General features: G+C 60.0%; 13 protein-coding genes and 1 tRNA gene. 8 read left to right on the forward strand and 6 right to left on the reverse strand.

What is annotated here, in order from left to right; translation table 11 throughout:
* Together HNR46_RS17445 and HNR46_RS17450 are read left to right on the forward strand one after the other, a co-directional pair.
* The coding region (locus HNR46_RS17445) for a zinc-ribbon domain containing protein (protein WP_221285251.1) at positions 1–331 on the forward strand (331 nt) is incomplete at its 5' end.
* A gap of 401 nt (positions 332–732) precedes the next feature.
* A complete protein-coding gene (locus tag HNR46_RS17450; protein ID WP_184021162.1) occupies positions 733–1,131 on the forward strand; it encodes a hypothetical protein in 399 nt (132 codons plus the stop codon).
* A gap of 878 nt (positions 1,132–2,009) precedes the next feature.
* On the opposite strand, the gene HNR46_RS17455 is transcribed toward HNR46_RS17450, so the two are convergent.
* The 3 genes from HNR46_RS17455 to HNR46_RS17465 all read right to left on the reverse strand — a co-directional run bounded on the left by HNR46_RS17455 (position 2,010) and on the right by HNR46_RS17465 (position 4,735).
* A tRNA-Arg gene (locus tag HNR46_RS17455) sits at positions 2,010–2,083 on the reverse strand.
* A gap of 64 nt (positions 2,084–2,147) precedes the next feature.
* Entirely contained in the window at positions 2,148–2,822 is a 675-nt protein-coding gene (locus HNR46_RS17460; protein ID WP_184021164.1) for a murein L,D-transpeptidase, read from the reverse strand.
* Positions 2,823–2,971: 149 nt separating this feature from the next.
* The gene (locus tag HNR46_RS17465) at positions 2,972–4,735 is read right to left on the reverse strand and encodes a VanW family protein (protein WP_184021166.1); all 1,764 of its coding nucleotides are present in this window, start codon (positions 4,733–4,735) and stop codon (positions 2,972–2,974) included.
* Between the two features lie 116 nt (positions 4,736–4,851).
* On the opposite strand from HNR46_RS17465, the gene mtnP reads away from it, so the two are divergent.
* From mtnP to HNR46_RS17480, 3 genes are all read left to right on the forward strand, one after another.
* Complete coding sequence (gene mtnP / locus HNR46_RS17470; RefSeq protein ID WP_184021168.1) at positions 4,852–5,712, forward strand: S-methyl-5'-thioadenosine phosphorylase; 861 nt, start codon at positions 4,852–4,854, stop codon at positions 5,710–5,712.
* Positions 5,713–5,800: 88 nt separating this feature from the next.
* Entirely contained in the window at positions 5,801–6,670 is an 870-nt protein-coding gene (locus HNR46_RS17475; RefSeq protein ID WP_246418180.1) for a polysaccharide deacetylase family protein, read from the forward strand.
* Between the two features lie 27 nt (positions 6,671–6,697).
* On the forward strand, positions 6,698–8,359 hold the full coding sequence (locus HNR46_RS17480; RefSeq protein WP_184021171.1) for a dynamin family protein: 1,662 nt from the start codon (positions 6,698–6,700) through the stop codon (positions 8,357–8,359).
* Between the two features lie 73 nt (positions 8,360–8,432).
* Here the strand turns inward: HNR46_RS17480 and HNR46_RS17485 are convergent, their stop codons facing one another.
* The gene (locus HNR46_RS17485; RefSeq protein WP_184021174.1) at positions 8,433–8,933 is read right to left on the reverse strand and encodes an EF-hand domain-containing protein; all 501 of its coding nucleotides are present in this window, start codon (positions 8,931–8,933) and stop codon (positions 8,433–8,435) included.
* A gap of 156 nt (positions 8,934–9,089) precedes the next feature.
* Here HNR46_RS17485 and HNR46_RS17490 point away from each other — a divergent pair, with 156 nt between their 5' ends.
* Both HNR46_RS17490 and HNR46_RS17495 read left to right on the forward strand, forming a co-directional pair.
* A complete protein-coding gene (locus HNR46_RS17490; protein ID WP_184021176.1) occupies positions 9,090–10,001 on the forward strand; it encodes a phosphatidate cytidylyltransferase in 912 nt (303 codons plus the stop codon).
* Entirely contained in the window at positions 9,998–11,176 is a 1,179-nt protein-coding gene (locus tag HNR46_RS17495) for a 1-deoxy-D-xylulose-5-phosphate reductoisomerase (protein WP_184021179.1), read from the forward strand. The genes HNR46_RS17490 and HNR46_RS17495 overlap by 4 nt, the downstream gene beginning before the upstream one ends.
* On the opposite strand, the gene HNR46_RS17500 is transcribed toward HNR46_RS17495, so the two are convergent.
* Positions 11,145–12,047 (reverse strand): DMT family transporter, encoded by a 903-nt coding sequence (locus HNR46_RS17500; RefSeq protein ID WP_184021182.1) that lies wholly within the window; start codon positions 12,045–12,047, stop codon positions 11,145–11,147. The genes HNR46_RS17495 and HNR46_RS17500 overlap by 32 nt on opposite strands.
* A gap of 144 nt (positions 12,048–12,191) precedes the next feature.
* On the opposite strand from HNR46_RS17500, the gene HNR46_RS21560 reads away from it, so the two are divergent.
* Positions 12,192–12,452 (forward strand): zinc-ribbon domain containing protein, encoded by a 261-nt coding sequence (locus HNR46_RS21560; protein WP_425491706.1) that lies wholly within the window; start codon positions 12,192–12,194, stop codon positions 12,450–12,452.
* Between the two features lie 12 nt (positions 12,453–12,464).
* Here HNR46_RS21560 and HNR46_RS17510 read toward each other — a convergent pair whose 3' ends face one another.
* Positions 12,465–16,622: a DUF7133 domain-containing protein gene (locus HNR46_RS17510; protein WP_184021188.1), complete on the reverse strand. Its 4,158-nt coding sequence runs from the start codon at positions 16,620–16,622 to the stop codon at positions 12,465–12,467.
* Positions 16,623–16,660 lie beyond the last annotated feature (38 nt).

A 16,660-nucleotide genomic window follows, 5' to 3' on the forward strand; every position in this document is an offset into this window, starting at 1 on the left:
TCAGGGTTGGGGTTGCTGCGATTCGAAACGGGTGCCGAGTTCCCAGACGAAGGCGCACAACTCGCGGGCGACGGCGGTCTTGATCTTGTTGTGGTACATGCCGCGCCAGCTCAATTTGGGCGGGTCGTATTTCCGGCCCACCTATTTCGACGATCTTCCCTTCGTATGCCAGGATTGCGGGGAGCAGCAGGTTTGGAAGGCAGAAGATCAGGCGTGGTATTACGAGGCTTCTGGAGCGCCCTACTACTCTACCGCGATTCGATGTCGCAGTTGCAGAGCCGCCGAGAAGAAGAGGAAGCTCGAAGCCCGAAGAGCAGCAGGACACGAATGAAAACCAATGCCCAACGAGCCGCTGGTGGACGACCCTAGACCACGGGCTTGTTGGACGTCCGCCCGGTTGGTAGGAATCTACATGAGCTGTGGGAACCGCCGTCATGGGGACCCGGGCCGCCACAGCTCTGACGTTCGTCCCAAATAATGAGGTCGCACCTTCCAGCTTGCCTGTTTCTAATCTGCGTCCAGCTGGCGAAGGGTGACTCGTCCTTTCCCTCGCCAGACGGGAGCTACAGGGTCACGGTCGCAGAGGATGAGTTTCGAGTTCGGAACCTGATCGTAATGCGAGGCGAGAAACGGATATTCTCAACTGCTTCTGGGTATGGAGGATACACAGCCGTATCGTGGTCGCCAGATTCCGAATACCTCGCACTCGTCGAGCATGGCACGAAGACCACGATGAATCTCGCGATATATAGACTTGATGCCGACAGCGTGAGGCCAGTTCCTCTGCCCGACTTTCGGCTCAATATTTTAGGGCGGTTCAACAAAATCGAAGGAGGGCGTTATCACTTCGATGAGGACCTAAGTTGGAAGAAGGGGCCGGCCATCCAGTTCGTTGCTCGCGGAAGCTTGGTGGATGGCGCGAGCAACCCCGACGATCATCCCGGCAATTGGTATCGCTTCAAGGTGATGATTGGCTTCACTTCTGACCGCGCTCGTCTTCTCGTGGTCACTCCAGAAGAACAAGAAGAACAAGACGAACAAGTCGGCGCTGGACAACCCGCTACCGCTTCGGAGACGAGGCTGGGGGAGGAAGGGAAAACTGATCCAGAGTCGGATGCGCGCTCCCGGTAGCGGGTGCCAGGCCAGGACGATCGACAGAAATGAAGAAGCGAGTCATCATTGTCGCTGCTAGCTTGGCGGCTGCCGTCCTTGCAATTGTCGGATTCCCTTTTCATCGGACGGAAGCCTCTAGGGAGATTGATCCCACAGGGCGATATACCGCCATTTGGTCATATCCCACTTATTTATCGTTCGTTTCGATGTCCCCGGGGTCTTCGAGCGACAAGCCGTGCTGGGTGAGAATGATTGATTCGCGAGGACAAAACCTCGGTGAGATTCCCGTCCCGATGCTCCAAATGGCTGGAGTAGAATGGCGCGAGTCGGGTGCTGAAGTTCGATTAGTCGGAGAATGGGATTTTGACGCAGGAACCTGCTACTATTGGTCTGAAGATGGGGAGTCGCAGGTCTTTGTGCGCAAGTAGCCCACCAACGAAGAAGGAAGCCGGACATGGCGGCGCACCCGATTGAATCGACCTAAACTCAGAAGAAATCGCTAGTTAGGCGGCCTGAGATTCAGAGTAGGGGACTGTTGGAAGCTGGTATGGTCGCCCTTGGCTCTCGGAAGGAGCTTACTCGATCGCTGGGCCATGCGCGGAAGGTGCTGGGTGAGGGCAGCAACTGAATGGCTCGCGGTGCCAATAGAGGGTCGGGAGCAGGCATTTTTGCCGAGGTCTCCGGTCAATGCGAGACGCAAAGAAGCGCATAGGAACACTCGAGGCTTCTCCGATCACTGGCGGATTCGACCCAGAAATTTCCGCTCCCGTGTCATCGCCATTTCTGGCCAGTGCAACCCGATGCACTTTGAAACAATTGCCAGGAAATAAGGGTAGTGAAAGGGCAGTAGAAAGGGTTGTCGCCTGAGGGTCCTGTGTAAGGCGTTGTAAAAGAAGCACGCCCGACTGGATTCGAACCAGTGACCATCCGCTTAGAAGGCGGGTGCTCTATCCAACTGAGCTACGGGCGCGTTGCGGGCGAGTTGGTAGTCGCTTGTGGTCTTCGACACAAGAACGGATGGTGGGCGCGTTTTCTCAGAGGGAAAAGTGGTACCGCTGATTCTGAACTTGGACGGTCGGCGGCAGATGATGTCGGGCAAACAGGGCGTCGCCTTCGGCAAGGTTGCGCCAGAAATCGACCCACGGGGATGAGGACTCCCGGTCAAGGCGGTCAGGGGACATGCGGAAAGGGTAGATCTGGACTTGAAATCGCGTCTGGCCTTTTTGAAGGGCGGCGGCAGCGAGGGTGTAGATTTCCTCGATGCGAGCGTCGGTCATGGCGAGGCAACCGATGGATTGATCTCCGCCGTGGACCATGATGAAGGACCCGGTGCGTTGGAGGGAACGGTCGAAGGCATTGGGATAGCCAAGATTGAAGGCGAGGTGGAATGCCGAGTCGGGTTTCATGGCTTGGGGTCCCACGTCGTAAAAGCCCTCGGGAACTTGCTGGTCGCCTTCGGCAAGTTTGGGTCCGGGCGTTCCGGAGAGCGCGGCGATGGGGTCGGTGCGGAAAAGAACATAGGGTTCCCGGGAGCGCGGCTGGAGCCAGATCTCCAATTCGCGTTCCTCCTTGAATGCACGGAGAAGGATGGGATCGCCAATGTGGAGTCCAAGTGGGGTGAGTTGCCGCAGCAGGCTGGGGTAAGTTCGTTGGGCCGCGTTTTGAGCACGATCGAATTCGGGTGCGGGGGAGAAGGATGATTCGTTCAAGGGTGGGAAGGAGGGCAATGATGAGTGGGAGCCTGGCGTGGTGGCGGATGGGATCGAGCGAGGGCGGTTTTCGGAGCCTGGTCCACTCCGCCAGAGCAGGGGGCAGAGGACGACTCCTAGGAGCGCAAGCAGGAGGAGGCGCCGGGGATTCACGAAACGGGAACTTCCAGGAGGTTTTGAAGCCACCCGGTGAGAGAATCGGGTTCGTCGATCTCGGTGAGCAAAGGGTGAGGCGGAAGTCCACAAGCGCGGGTGGCCACGACAGGGATGCCCATAGCGAGAGCCCGGAGGGCGATGCGAGGCTCGTGTTCCACCCAAGCGGGAAGGACAAGAGCGCGAGAGGAGGAAAGGTCGGCGAGGGTTCCTTGCCGCCATGAGAGGCCCTTTAGGGGATCGAGATCCGGGTTTTCGCGGGCATGGCCGAGCACGATAAGTTCGGCGGGAAAAGAGCGGAGGGCTGCGGCAAGTTCGTGGATGCCCTTTCGGGCCAAAGGAGATGCAGGGAAAAACAAACGGGGAAGGCTCGACTTGGTATCCGAAGCGATTTCGGGCGGGGTCGGGGTGAGCGTCGGCAAAGCCCAGGTCAGGCGCCAGGCGCGGTCTCCGGCCCAGTCGGCGAGGGCATTGTGAGGAGTGATCAAACGCCCGGCGCGAGCGAGAGCCGATGATTCGTCGCGGACGAGCTGGGGGTCGGCGCGAAAGTCGCTGAGGGTTGATGATTTCTGATGATGGAGGGCGGCCTGATCCAAGCGGCGGTGCAGTTCCTCCAGCGGCCAACGGTGGAGGAGAACATCAAAGGTGCGCCCTCCGAGAATGCCCAGGCGCCATAGGTGGGGGAGGAGGTTTTGGGCGATGACTAGATGGCGACATTGGGGGTCGATGCGTTTGGCGAAGTCGGCGGCGAGTTCGGCATCGGCCTTGAGGAGAAAGCTCTGGCGGGAGGCTCCTTGGGCCGGAAGACGTCGCTGTCGCCAAGCGCGCAGGAGGGTGGTGAGAGTGGCGTGTGCGATCGAAGTGCCGGTGGGCGGCGACCATTGGTAGTTGGTTTTGTTCCAGCGATGGCCATCGAGAGGCGTCAGCCAGCGGTCGCCCGGTTGGGAGTGCTGGCTGCACCCATCCTGGAACTCGGGCCAATAGGCATCGAGAAGGTAGGTGGTATGGCCGAGTGCCGGGCGGTGAGCTGAGGTCGCGGAGGGATGTCGGAAGCAGGAGGTTTGACCGCAGGTGAGGCAATCACCTTGAGAAATCGGCCGCGGAGGGTCGGGTGGGATGGGATGGGGTTGAGGGGCTTCGCCAGGCATGGCACTGCGCATGCGGACGATGAGGTGGGTGGCATCGAGTTCGACCTCAAGCCGCCACATGAAGTCGGATGCGAAGCGCAGGTCGACGTAGTTCCAGAACACGGTGGCATCGAGCCCGATGGCAGCGGCAGAACCCGGAATGACTCGGGAATGGGCATGGCGCTCGATGATTTGAAATCCAGCGGCAAGGGCAGTTTGATAGAGGGGGCCGGTGAGTTGGCAGAGGCCGCCGCCGATGGAGGGAACGAGGCATCCTTCGCGAAGTTCGCGACCAGCAGTGAACCCGCGCCGGCGAGTGGTGCGACCGAGTTGACGCCAAAAGCTAAAGGTAGCGCCTGCGGGGATTTCCAAGCCATGGAGGGCGCGGGCTGCGAGTCGCAGGTTGTGGATTTTGCCAGACGTCAGGGGAAATTCCTCGGGACTCAGTTTGTTCCAGAGGAGGGATCGGACTTCGGCAATGATGGGCGCTTGGTGGAGGCGATCTCCCGAGCGATGTCGGGGAGGAGGCCGAGGGAGATCGACGAGAAACCGTCGGATCTGAAAAATCCGGATTTTGAATTGGAAGAGGGTGGCGGCAAGGCGACCCGGGATTTCGCGGCGGGGCTCGATCACGACGGTTTTGAGGATAGCGCCGTCCGGGCGGAGTTTTTTGAAGAGAAGATGAAGATGGGAGGGAGAGGCGGGGATTTAGCATTGATCCCAAGGCGGCCTGGGTGCAAGGGGCTGGCATGGCAGCGGCGATTGGAATCATTGGCGGCAGCGGGCTCTACGAGATCGATGGTTTCGAGAAGTCGGAGGAGAGACAGGTGGAAACCCCTTTTGGAAACCCTTCCGATGTTTTGGTCGGTGGGATGCTGGCGGGCCGGGAGGTGTGGTTTTTGCCGCGCCATGGGCGGGGACACCGGATTCTACCGCATGAGATCCGTCATCAGGCGAACTTGTGGGCCCTGCGGTCGTTGGGAGTGCGGTTTTTGATCTGCGTCACGGCGGTCGGCAGCTTGAAGGAGGCATACCATCCACGCCATGTGGTGCTGCCCGACCAATTTTTTGATCGGACGAGCCGGCGGGAGCATCATACTTTTTTTGGTGGGGGGATTGTCGGGCATGTTTCCTTTGCGGAGCCGGTGAGTGCTGGGATGCGGGGAATTTTGCGTGAAGCGGCGGTGGCCGAAGGGGGCGTGGTTCACGATGGGGGGACCTATGTGAACATGGATGGCCCGGCCTTTTCAACGCGGGCGGAAAGCGAGGCGAATCGCCAATTGGGATTTGATGTGATTGGGATGACCAATCTTCCAGAGGCGAAATTGGCGCGGGAGGCGGAGATCGCGATGGCGACTCTGGCGATGATCACGGATTTCGATTGCTGGAAGGTGGAGGAGGAGCCGGTGACGGCGGAGGCGGTGATTGCCCATCTCCATGCGAATGTGGCATTGGCCAAGCGGATCATTGCCGCAGCGATTCCTGCCATTCCGGCGGAGGCGGAGTGGCCGGAGCACCGGGCTCTGGATGGCGCGATCATGACGCCCAGAGAGTTTTGGCCGGAAGAGAGGGTGGCGATGCTCAAGCCCCTGCTAGGTCGCTGGATCTGAATTAACGTCGCAAATGGGGGCGTGACATCTCTCATCGAGAGGACATCATCGGTTCAATCCGATGTTTCGCACCCCACTGCGCTCCTGCATGAAATTCGCTGCTCACTTCCTTGCCTGCTGGATTCTCGGCACCACGTTGGGAAGTTGCTCGAATGCCGATAAGTCCACGGCTTCGACCTCTTCTCCGGTGGCTCCGTCCGAGTCCGCTGCTCCGGTGAAGAGTCCGTCCAATCCGACGTATACGACGCCTCGCACGACGGGCCCGGTGCCACGAAATCCTTCGATGCATCTGCCCGCCAACTTCAGCAAGGATGCTGGGGTGAGTTTTTCGCGGGTGTCGGTGACGGATCCGTATGTGGCGATGACTTTCGACGACGGTCCTCACCCGAAGAACACTCCTCGTTTGCTCGATATGTTGCGTGAGCGCAATATCAAGGCGACGTTTTACGTGATCGGGCGCAACGTCGATCTTTACCCTGCGGTGGTTCGCAGAATTGTGGCGGAGGGTCATGAGATCGGAAACCACAGCTACACCCACGGGAATCTCAGCAAGATGAGCGACGACGCCGTGCGCACGGAGCTGACGAAGACCCGGGACGCGATTGTGCGTGCTGCGGGAGTTCAGCCGCGGACGCTGCGTCCGCCCTATGGGGCCCTGCTTCAACGCCAGCGGGAATGGATTCATTCCGAGATGAACTATCCTACCATTCTTTGGTCCGTCGATCCCCGCGACTGGCAGCGCCCGGGTCCCTCTGTGGTGACTTCGCGGATCCTGAGCGGCACCACTCCTGGGGCCATTGTGCTATCGCACGATCTCCACGCACCCACGGTCGACGCGATGCCGGCGACCCTCGATGGACTGCTCCGCAAGGGCTACAAGTTCGTCACTGTCTCGCAACTGCTGGCGATGAAGCCTGCGGAGGCTACCGCCCAAGCTGCTAACACTCCGGCTGAGTAAGGCCGCGACGACCGTGCCGCTGGCGCCATGTGGGGAGAGCGTTTCCACCGGACGCGAGACCGGTTGTTAGACTGCCGCCGGAGAATTGAAGCTCTGGCGAAGGATGTGGGTCTCGAATCCCGGTTGATGCCGGGAGAGGCCCTGTCCGAATTGATGCGCCCACGACGCATTGTCATGGTGGGGGAGGTCAATGCCGGCAAGTCGGCGATGATCAATGCGATGGCAGGGCAGGAGGTGGCACCTTCGGGTCCCCTGCCGACGACGAAAGAGGTGGTGGTTTACCGCGGTGCGGGAGCGACGGCTCTTTTCGAGGGGGAGGTGGTGCGGTCGGCGGCGCCGGTTTTTGAAGAGGTGGAGTGGGTCGATACGCCCGGGCTGAATGGTCCGGTGCGGGATGATTTGTTTGCCCAGCTGACTGCGTGGGAGGCTGCAGATTTGATGTTGGTGGTGTTTCCCGCGGAGAACACCTGGACGGCGGCGAGCTGGGAATGGGTGAGTTCGCTGTCCGATGAAGCTTTGGGTCGTACGGCTTTGGTGGTGCAGCGTGCAGATCGCAAGTCGGAGGAAGATCTGCGAGTGATTCGCGGGCACATGACGGACTTGTGTCTGAAGAAGGTCGGACGTGCGTTGCCGATTTTGGCGATCGCGGCGTGCCCATCGGAAGGTCCTGCCGATTTGGCGGAATTGGAAAGTTGTTTTGAGGCGAGGTTTTGCGAATCGGTGGAGAGTCGTCACGCGATGGAGAGGGGGTTCCACGAAGCTTTGCGAAGACTCCGTGAGATTGAGGACGGGCTGGATCGTCAGGGGCGAACGATGGCGGACGATGGCTGGTTTTTGACGAGTCTGGAGCGGGAGTCGGATGAGTTGAGGGAGTTGCTGATTCAGCATTCCGACAAGGTGCTGGCGGGAGAGCGTGCGATTTATCAGGGGGAGATCGAGCGGTTGATGTCGCGGTTGGGAAAACAGCTCGGAGTTTTCCGAACGATCCGCGGACTTTTGTTTGGCGAGTCCGTGGGGACGGCGTTGGAAACGGGCTTTGCGGAACGCCTCAACACGCATGTGGAGGCATTTGCGAAGCGGGATTTTCAGAGAATCGTGGAGGAATGCGAAGGCCATTGGTCGACCGTTCGACCGCGAGTGGTAGAGCGGATGGGGATCGATCCTGGCGCATCCAGTACGGTGATGGAGTTTCGCGATACGATGGAGGAGCGATTTGCCGCACATGTTGAGCGGGCCTTGCCAGGGGTGCTGGCTTCGTTGCGGGTGAGGGCAGCGATTGATGGTCCGGTGCGGGAGCGAGCCCGCCGTCTGAAGGGTTGGTTCGCTTTGTGGCTTCTATTGGTGATCGCGCTGGGGGTTGGTGGGACTTTAGAAAAAGATGCCGTCGTCCGAATCACATCGGTGTTGGTTGGGGGAATCGGAGTGGTGTGGATTTTGGCAGCATGGATTTCGCGCGGGCGATTGGTGGCCCGAATTCGCGAGCATCTGAGTGATGGGGTCGGGCGATTTTCGGGTCCGCTACGGGAGTGCCACGCGGAGGCGATTCGAGAGGTTTTTGAGATCTACAGTCGCGGATTGATTGGCATCCGGCGTCGCTTGGCGGACCGGCAGGCGAAATTGGCACCGCGGACGGAGATATGGAACCGCCTGCACTTGGAGTTGAGGGCGGTGGAGCAGGAATGGGAGTAGTGGGAAAAACAAAACGCCCCGGCCTTGGTGACCGGGGCGTTGTTGCTATGAACCCAAAATGCAAGGGAGAGGATTATTCTCCGGCTTCTTCTTCAGGAGCTGGAGGGGGTCCTTGGCGGTTCGGGCGCTGACGGCCTTCGCCGCGAGGTCCGCGGGGGCCATCCATGCCGACTGCCATGGGAAGTTCTTCGCCTGCATCGGCAGCGGCCTTGCGTTCTTCGGGGCTGAGCTTGCCGTCGCCATCGGCGTCGTATTTCTCAAGAATGGCGTCGTATTGAGCTTTCAGAGCAGTGCGCATGGCAGTGCGTTCTTCCGGGCTGAGTTTGCCATCGCCGTCGGTGTCGTATTTTTTCACGAGGGCTTCGCGCTTGGCCTTCATTTCCTCACGCATGGCGGTGCTTTCTTCCTTGCTGAGTTTGCCGTCACCATCGGTGTCGTATTTTTTGATCAGCTCGGGCGGAAGGTTGCGGGGGCCCCGGTTGCCTTTTCCTTCTGGAGGTCCTTCTTGAGCGTGGAGGAGAGATGCGCTCGCGGAGAAGAGGGCGAGGGTGCTGAGCAGGTGGATCGTTTTCATGGTCAATGAATCTTTGCGTTTCGATTTGGTTATCTGGTTTGGAACGCGGCGGCCGCCCGCTTCTGATTCATGCAACCCGGGTTTCGAAGGAAGGTTGCGCGACGGAATGATTTGCCCTCACGCGTCTCAGTCGATTGGATGCCCGCGGTTCAAATAATGGGCGAAAACTCCAAGGCAAATGGCAAGCGAGCGGTGTTCATCCGCCGGACGGCGAGCACCCTCGGGCTGTGGGCGGTGGTGGGCTTGGCCTTTGCGAGCCGATGGGCTTGGGCCTACGTCGGTCTGGTCGGGTTTTTGGCGATTTTGGCGAGCGTGGAGTATTTCCAAATGCTCAAGGCTGGGGGGATGAAGTGCTTCCCGCGATTCGGGTGGTTGTTGGCGGTGGTCTACTCGGTGGTCCTCTACCTGTTCCTTTTGGGGTTTTGGGGTGGAGGAGTGCCGGAGTGGTTGGACGGTGCGGCGATTTTTGTGGCGACGGCGGGGGCATTCACGCTGCAGTTGAGGCATCCGATTCGTGGGACGGAGCCGCTTCAGGCGGTGGCATCGAGCCTGATTGGATTCGTGTATCTGCCGTTTTTGTTCAATTTTGCGGCGCGGATTGTTTTTGCGGTTCCGGGGGAGGGGGAGGTTCCGGGAGCGGCGCTGCTATTGTGGGTGATCGCGGTGACGAAGTTCACCGACATGGGCGCCTACATTGTCGGTTCAGCGATTGGGAAGCATAAGATGATCCCTCATGTGAGTCCCGGGAAAACCTGGCAGGGTTTTGGGGGGGCGATGTTTTTCGCGCTGCTCGCCGGGTGCGGGTTGTATGCGATTTTCCACAAGGACATGCCGGGATTTGCGACCGGTTTGCACGTGCTTGGTGGTTGGGGCGCGGTGGTGGGATTGAGCTTGGTTTTGGCGCTGTTGGCGGTGGTCGGTGATTTGGCGGAAAGCGTGGTGAAGCGCAGTCTCGGAATCAAAGATTCGGGGCACATGCTCCCGGGAATCGGAGGAGCTCTCGATCTGATTGACTCTCTTTGCTTCACCACCCCTGTGCTGTACTTCTATCTGAAATGGGTGGGATGAAACGGAAGAAGGTGGTTTTGCTGGGATCGACTGGATCGATCGGATGTTCGACCTTGGAGGTCGCGCGTCGTTTGCCGGAGCAGATCGAACTGATCGGGCTGGCGGCGAATGCGAGTGTCGAGAAGCTGGTAGCTCAGGTCCGGGAAACCGGGGTGAAGCATGTGGCTTTGGCGGATGTCTCCAAGGAAGCTGAGCTGCGGGCACGGCTTCCTGCGGGGGTGGAGGTTCACCTCGGTGCGGAAGGGTTGGTGGAATTAGCCTGCCTGGCGGAGGCGGATATGGTGCTGGTGGCGATCGTGGGCACGGGCGGGCTTCATCCCGCATTGGCAGCCATCGAATGTGGCAAGGACCTAGCAGTCGCCTCGAAAGAGATCTTGGTGATGGCGGGTGAGGTGATCACCACGGCGGCCGAGAAGCACGGCGTGAAGATTCTTCCGGTCGATTCGGAGCACAATGCGATTTTCCAATGTCTTGAGGGTCATCGGGGTGGGGTGGATGAGGTTTCTCGGCTGATTTTGACCGCTTCCGGCGGTCCCTTTCGGCAGACGCCGGCTGCGGAGCTGGCGGAGGTGACGGTGGAGCGGGCTCTGAAGCACCCGACCTGGGACATGGGACCGAAGATCACGATCGATTCTGCGACCTTGTTCAACAAAGGCTTGGAAATGATTGAGGCCCGGTGGTTGTTCGGGATCGGGATGGAGCGGATCGATGTGATCGTTCATCCCCAGAGCATCATCCATTCGATGGTGGAATTCATTGATGGTTCGGTCCTCGCGCAGTTGAGCCGGACGGACATGGTGTTTCCCATTCAGTATGCGCTGACCTGGCCGGATCGGCTCAATGGAGGGCTGGAGCGAATCGATTTTGCCCAGCTGGCGAAGCTCGATTTTGAAGCACCGCGGGATGACGTGTTCCCGGCGCTTGGGTTGGCTCGGCGAGCGGGATTGGCGGGAGGCACCTTGCCCGCTGTTTTCAATGCGGCGAATGAAGTGGCCGTGGCTGCGTTTGTGGACGGAAAGCTCCCGTTTCCGGGAATATGGGAATTGGTGAGCGAGGTCATGGATCGGCACTCATGGGGGCAGGCCAGCTCCCTGGAAAGCGTGATCGCCGCGGATGCGTGGGCGCGTGAGGCCGGTGCAGCCGTCATGGGGAACTGGGCGCCGATGGCTCGCTGAGGGGCCTGCGTTGGCGTTTCTCCAACCAAGGATGGAGCAGATTGGCCCCGATGATGGTCAGGGCTCCGGCGTAGAATCCGGGATGGAGATCGTGCCACTCTCCGAAGAGAAATCCGGCGGCGAGGATGCCGTAAACGGGTTCAAAATTGAAGGCGAGGTTACCCTGATAGGCGGTGATGCGGCGAAGCAGGTGGATATGGAATGCGTGGCCGAAGACGGTGCAGACCAGGGCCAGGATGAGCAGCCAGCCCCCATCGGTGGGAGTGGGAAGCCAACCGCCCGTTCCGGTGGCGATGCGGAATCCGATGAGCGGAAGAGTGATCAGAAATGCGCCCACCATTTCCCAACCCACCATGACCTGAGGGTCGCTGCCTTGTTGCACCAATCCGCGATTGAGGACGGGAAAGATCGAGGCCAGCACGGCGGCGGCGAGAGCCGCCATCAGCCCAGCGAGGTAGCCTTTGGAGAATCCGGCGATCAGGATGATTCCTGCGAGCACCAAGAGCCCGAGCATGACTTCGTAAGGGCGAATGGGCTTGCGGGTAAGAAGGGGTTCGGAAAACGCGGTGAACAGCGAAATGGTGGCGAGGCCGGCAAGACAGATCGAAATGTTAGCCAGCTTGATGGCGGCGAAGAAGCAAATCCAATGGAGGCCCATGATGGCTCCTACGCCTAGAAGAATGGCGATCCGGCGGGCACCCAAACCGATGGGTTGGTGACGGAAGCCTCTCGCAATTGTTAGGGCTCCCATGGCCGCAATAAGGGTGCGCCAAGCGACGATGCTCTCTGGTGGGAGCTGAATCAATCGCCCGAGGATCCCGGTCGAGGTGATGAGGAGAACCAGAAGGTGGAGTTGCAGAAGGGGTGGCATCCGAGTCGAGTCGAAGGGTCGGGGAAGTCGCAGGCGGGAGAATCCCCTGCAAATTCGAAGCTGGCATGAAAAGGAGAATGGCGAGACGGTGAGAAATCTTTTCCACTCTGATGCACCAACGTTCTCGAAAGAGAATGCGGTTCGATGGGGGTGCCTACGTGGAGGGGGCACGTTTACTTGGATTTCCGTTTCACGTACCGGGCTTGCGGTTCTCAGGGGTGTTGGAAGGCGAAAGATCAGATGTGGTGGGATGAAGAAATCGCTGGGGAGATGGAATCGATCGCTGTGATGTGCCGAGCCTGTCGACGGAACGAGCGCGAGCGGGTCGAGGAAGCCAGACGGGTTTCGCTTGAGGGTTCAGAAAAAAAGCGGCGTAGGAGAGCTGAGCAGGCTGATGCGAGATGAAGAGTTTTGAGGCTATTTCTGACCGCTGAGGAATTCGATGACGTCGAGGAATTCCTGAGGAGATATCGCTGCTCCGAGACCTTCTGGCATGGAACTCTGGTGGAGGATATCCCGTTTGCGGACCTCTGACAGAGGAATGGAGCGGAGAGTGCCGTCTGCTTGACGGAAGTCGAGGGTCTCGGCGGTTTCCGATGGGACAAAGCCGCTTAGGGCGGTGCCGTCGATGAGTTCCAGATTATTGACCAGAAAGCTGGGATTCATGGCTTCGTTCGGATCGATGATCGACATGACCAAGTCCTCACGCGTGAGGCGGGAAGCAACTCCGTCGAAGGAGGGGCCGAAGTCGATGCCCTTGCCGTTCATTTGATGGCAGGCGGAGCACATGCGGGAAACGACGGCTTCCCCACGTGGGGCCACGCCCTTTCCGGTGGCGACGAGTGCCGCTTGTTCGCGCGGCCGGTCTGCGGTTCCGGCGAGGAGCTTTTTCAGTGCCGGTAAGGCTCGTCCGCCAGGGCGTCGTTCATTGTCGAGAGCCTCAAGATAGCGGAGGCCATCTGGGTGGTTTGGCGCCAACGACTCACTTCCCAGCAAGGGTCGCCAAATCGACTCCATTCCGATGAGGGTGGAGCGTAAGGTGTGGTCGATCCAGCGGTCGCTTCCGGCATCCGCCGCGTGCAGTACGGTGTTCACTGTTTTGAGGCTGGGGTAAAAGCTGAGTCCACGAATGGCTTCGAGGCGGGCCCGTGGCGCAGCATCGGTCACATGCTCCATCAGCAGTTGGGGGCCGTGGTCGAGGCTTCCCACGGGACTTGCTGCCGCGTCGGCGATGACCCTCAAGGCTGCCGCCCGGGCTTCTCCGGTCGATGCCGCCAGGGTCTTCCTTAAGAGGGACTCATCGACGGCGTGGAAGGACTGCTGCAGCCACAGGGCCTCGCAGCGCAGACGGTCACCTTCGGGATCGGTATCTTCCAGGCTCGAGGTCCAGGACTCCACGGCGGCCAGGACTTCCGCCCGTGGGCGATCGCGCAGTTCGCGGCGGGCGCGGTAGCGGGTGCGCCATTCCGGTTGACGAAGTTGCTCAAGCAATTCCGGAAGCGATTTTCCAGCTTGGGTGACGGGCTCCAGCAGTGGGCGATCCTTGCAGACCAATCGATAAATTCGGGCGTGGGTTTTATCGCGGTTTGGATCGCGCTGCGAGTACTGCATATGTCCGAGAAGCGCCGTATGCCAGTCGGCGAAATAGAGGGCTCCATCGGGTCCGATATGGGGATCGGCGGGGCGAAAATTCGCATCGTCTCCTTTGAGGAGGTCCATGGGGGCGCGCGCGCCATGGAAGCCAGCTCCATCATCACCCAGAGTGAAGGTGGTGAGCCCGCGCATGTTGTTGACGCATGCGTAAACAAAGCGGCCCTGCCATTCATCGGGAAAGTGGCGGCTGATGATGAACTCATTGCCGACATTGGGACGCATTCCTTGGCCATCGGATAAGGGGGCAATGCCGGCGTGCGCGCCGGTGGCGACGCTCAGTGGACTGTCCCAATGTTGTTGAGGCGTCGTGCCATCGCCGACGAAGCCATTGCCCCACTGATCGAATACATAGCACCAGGGGTTTCCGTAGCCGGGAGTCGCGTAGTGGCGGAGGCTCCACGAGCGGGGATCGAGGATGTGGACTCCACTGCGGGAGATGGCGCGATGGGGTCCCCAGGGCGTTTCGACGGCGGTGTGCATGGCCAGGCCTTCGCCCATGTGGAGGAGCCCGTCGTTCGACCACTCAAAGGCGCCAACGGTGTGGTGGGAATCATCGGTGGCCCATCCGTCGAAGACTTGTTCCACGATGTCGGCATGGTCATCGCCATCGGTGTCCTTGAGGAATAGCATGCTTCCTCCGTTAGAGACGAGCACCCCGCCGTTCCAAAACTCGAACCCCATGGGGGTGGTCAGGCCATCGTAGAAGGTTGTGCATCGCCGGGCGCGTCCATTTTCATCGACGTCATCGAGGATGAGCAGCCGATCTGAGGGGAAGGGATCGCCGGGCTTCCATTGGGGATAGGAAGGTGAGCACAGGACCCACAGTCGACCGTGGCGATCGAAGTTGATTTGAAAGGCCTTGGCCAGTTCAGGGAACTCTCTCTCGCTGGCGACGAGTTGAACCTCGAATCCGTCCGGCACGGTCATGGTGGCCATGCTTGCTTCCGGGGTGAGATATTTCAGCTCTTTGGGTTCGGAGTAGGTGACGTTGCCAAAATTTGTGGGTGGAACGAACAGCTCACCGGTGGACGAGTCGTCGGGCGTGGCTTCCTGACCTGCAGCCAGGGCCCACACCACGCGGTCCCGTTCCGCGACCATTGCCCGGATTTTTTCGAACTCCCGTGGGAAGGTTTCTTTGTCGTAGGTATTCCGACCACCGTAGACGTACCAACCGTTGAGCATTCGATGGTCCTGGCGGTGGATCCAGGCTTTTTCCTGAACCATGCGTTGAAGCCGGTGAAAGGCTTCGGGTTCCAAGGTGGGCTCTCCCGGTCCGAACAGGGCATCGCAAAGAATCTGGGCCAAGGATTGGTAGCCGTTCTGGTTGAGGTGAACGCCTTGGATGGTGAATGGCATGTCGGCCTCGCGGGAAAACAGCGAAAGGGTGGGTTCGAAGAGGTCGACAAATGGAAGGCCGCGTTCTTGGGCGACTTGGCGAGCGGCATCAACATAGAGTCGAAGGCGGTCGTTGGCGGCATCGGCGTCGGGGAGGTCCGGATTCCCGGTGGGTTCGAACGCGGTGGGGGAGAGGAGGATCCACTGGGGTCGGCGGCCTGCATGGAGATAGCGATCGCCCATTTCATCGAGATACCGATGGTAGGCCCATTTGAAGTCAGTCACGCCCTTAGGACCGGCGATGGACTCGTTGAAGCCGTGGAAGCAAAGCAGCCACTCGGGGGAGAAGACCTCCAAGGGGTCGCCGAGGGCGGTGTAGTGATCCTGGCGAATTCGGATGCCCACTTCGTCTGCAGGTCGGGCGAAGTTGCGGATCACGAGGTGTTTGTCCGGGAAGCGGGCATGGATCCGGCTTTCGAATTCGCCGAAAAGGTCCATCCGTGCGGCCAGGCTGCCGCCGACCAGGGCGATACGGGCACCGTCCTGAGGATCGAAAGGGAGGGAAGCGGTGAGGAGGTGATCTGCGGCCGTCATGCCTTTCCGGAAGCGATCAAAGCCGAAGTCGCTGGGGTGGTAGGGGCCGACGGGATCGGTGGATAGAGTTTCAGGGATTTCCATGCCGAGGCCCCAAAACACTCCGTTGGTGATCAGGCGGCGCAGTCCAGGGCTGAGAAGGTCACTTGCGGCGCCCATCGTAGTGCAGAGCACACGGCGAGTTTTGCCGGAAGCGAGAGGCATTTCGCGAGTCCATGTGATGGGCATCATGGGTTCGTTCAGTGCTTGGGTGACGCCGTCGTCGCGTTGTTTTTCCCCCGTGGCGGGCGCGGAATCGGCGGTCAGGCCCGCCATGACCTGTCCCCGTTGGAGGATGGTGGCGTCTTCTGCTGGGTGAGCTTCGTAGACGTCGGTGGGGCCGGTGATTTCTCCCACTCCGCGGAGGAGGGGGTGATTCTCCATGTTCGTATTGGTTTGGGCACGGGTGCCTTGATGACCGTGGTGTCCCCAGTGGCTCACCCAGCCTTCGCCAAGAACTTCGGGGCCGAAGCGGTTGTATCGTGAAAACGCACTGCTTTCCGGCAGTTGGAAGGCGTGGGTCGAGGTGCGCAGGCCAATGATGGGCACACCGCGTTTCATGGCGGCATCGAACTTGGCCATCACCGCATCCGGCCATTTGCGGAAGCGGAGCTGCATCACAATGGCCTCGGCGGAGTCGAGGGACTCGGGATGGCCGAGTGAGTCTCCTCGATTGGGGTCGATGATGCCTTGCGCATCGACGGAGAAGAGCACGGTGCAGTCGAAGCCTTGCCGCACGCTGAGCATTTTGGCCAGCATGGGCAGGGATTCTTCCGATCGGTATTCCTCATCTCCGGCGAGGAACACAAGATGTCTGCCAGCCCCTGGACCCTCGCCGCCAGGAAAACGGACCCACCCGGGGCCGCTATCCGGCTCGGCGGCGAAGCTTGGGAGCGAGAGGAGGGTCGCCGCGAAGATCGCCGACGGGAGCGAATGGGAAACGTTTCCGGCCATGGATTGCCATCCACTACCGAAAGCAGGCGATCGATCTT

It is taken from the genome of Haloferula luteola (genome assembly GCF_014201715.1).
In the GTDB taxonomy this organism is placed as follows: Bacteria; Verrucomicrobiota; Verrucomicrobiia; order Verrucomicrobiales; family Akkermansiaceae; genus Haloferula; species Haloferula luteola.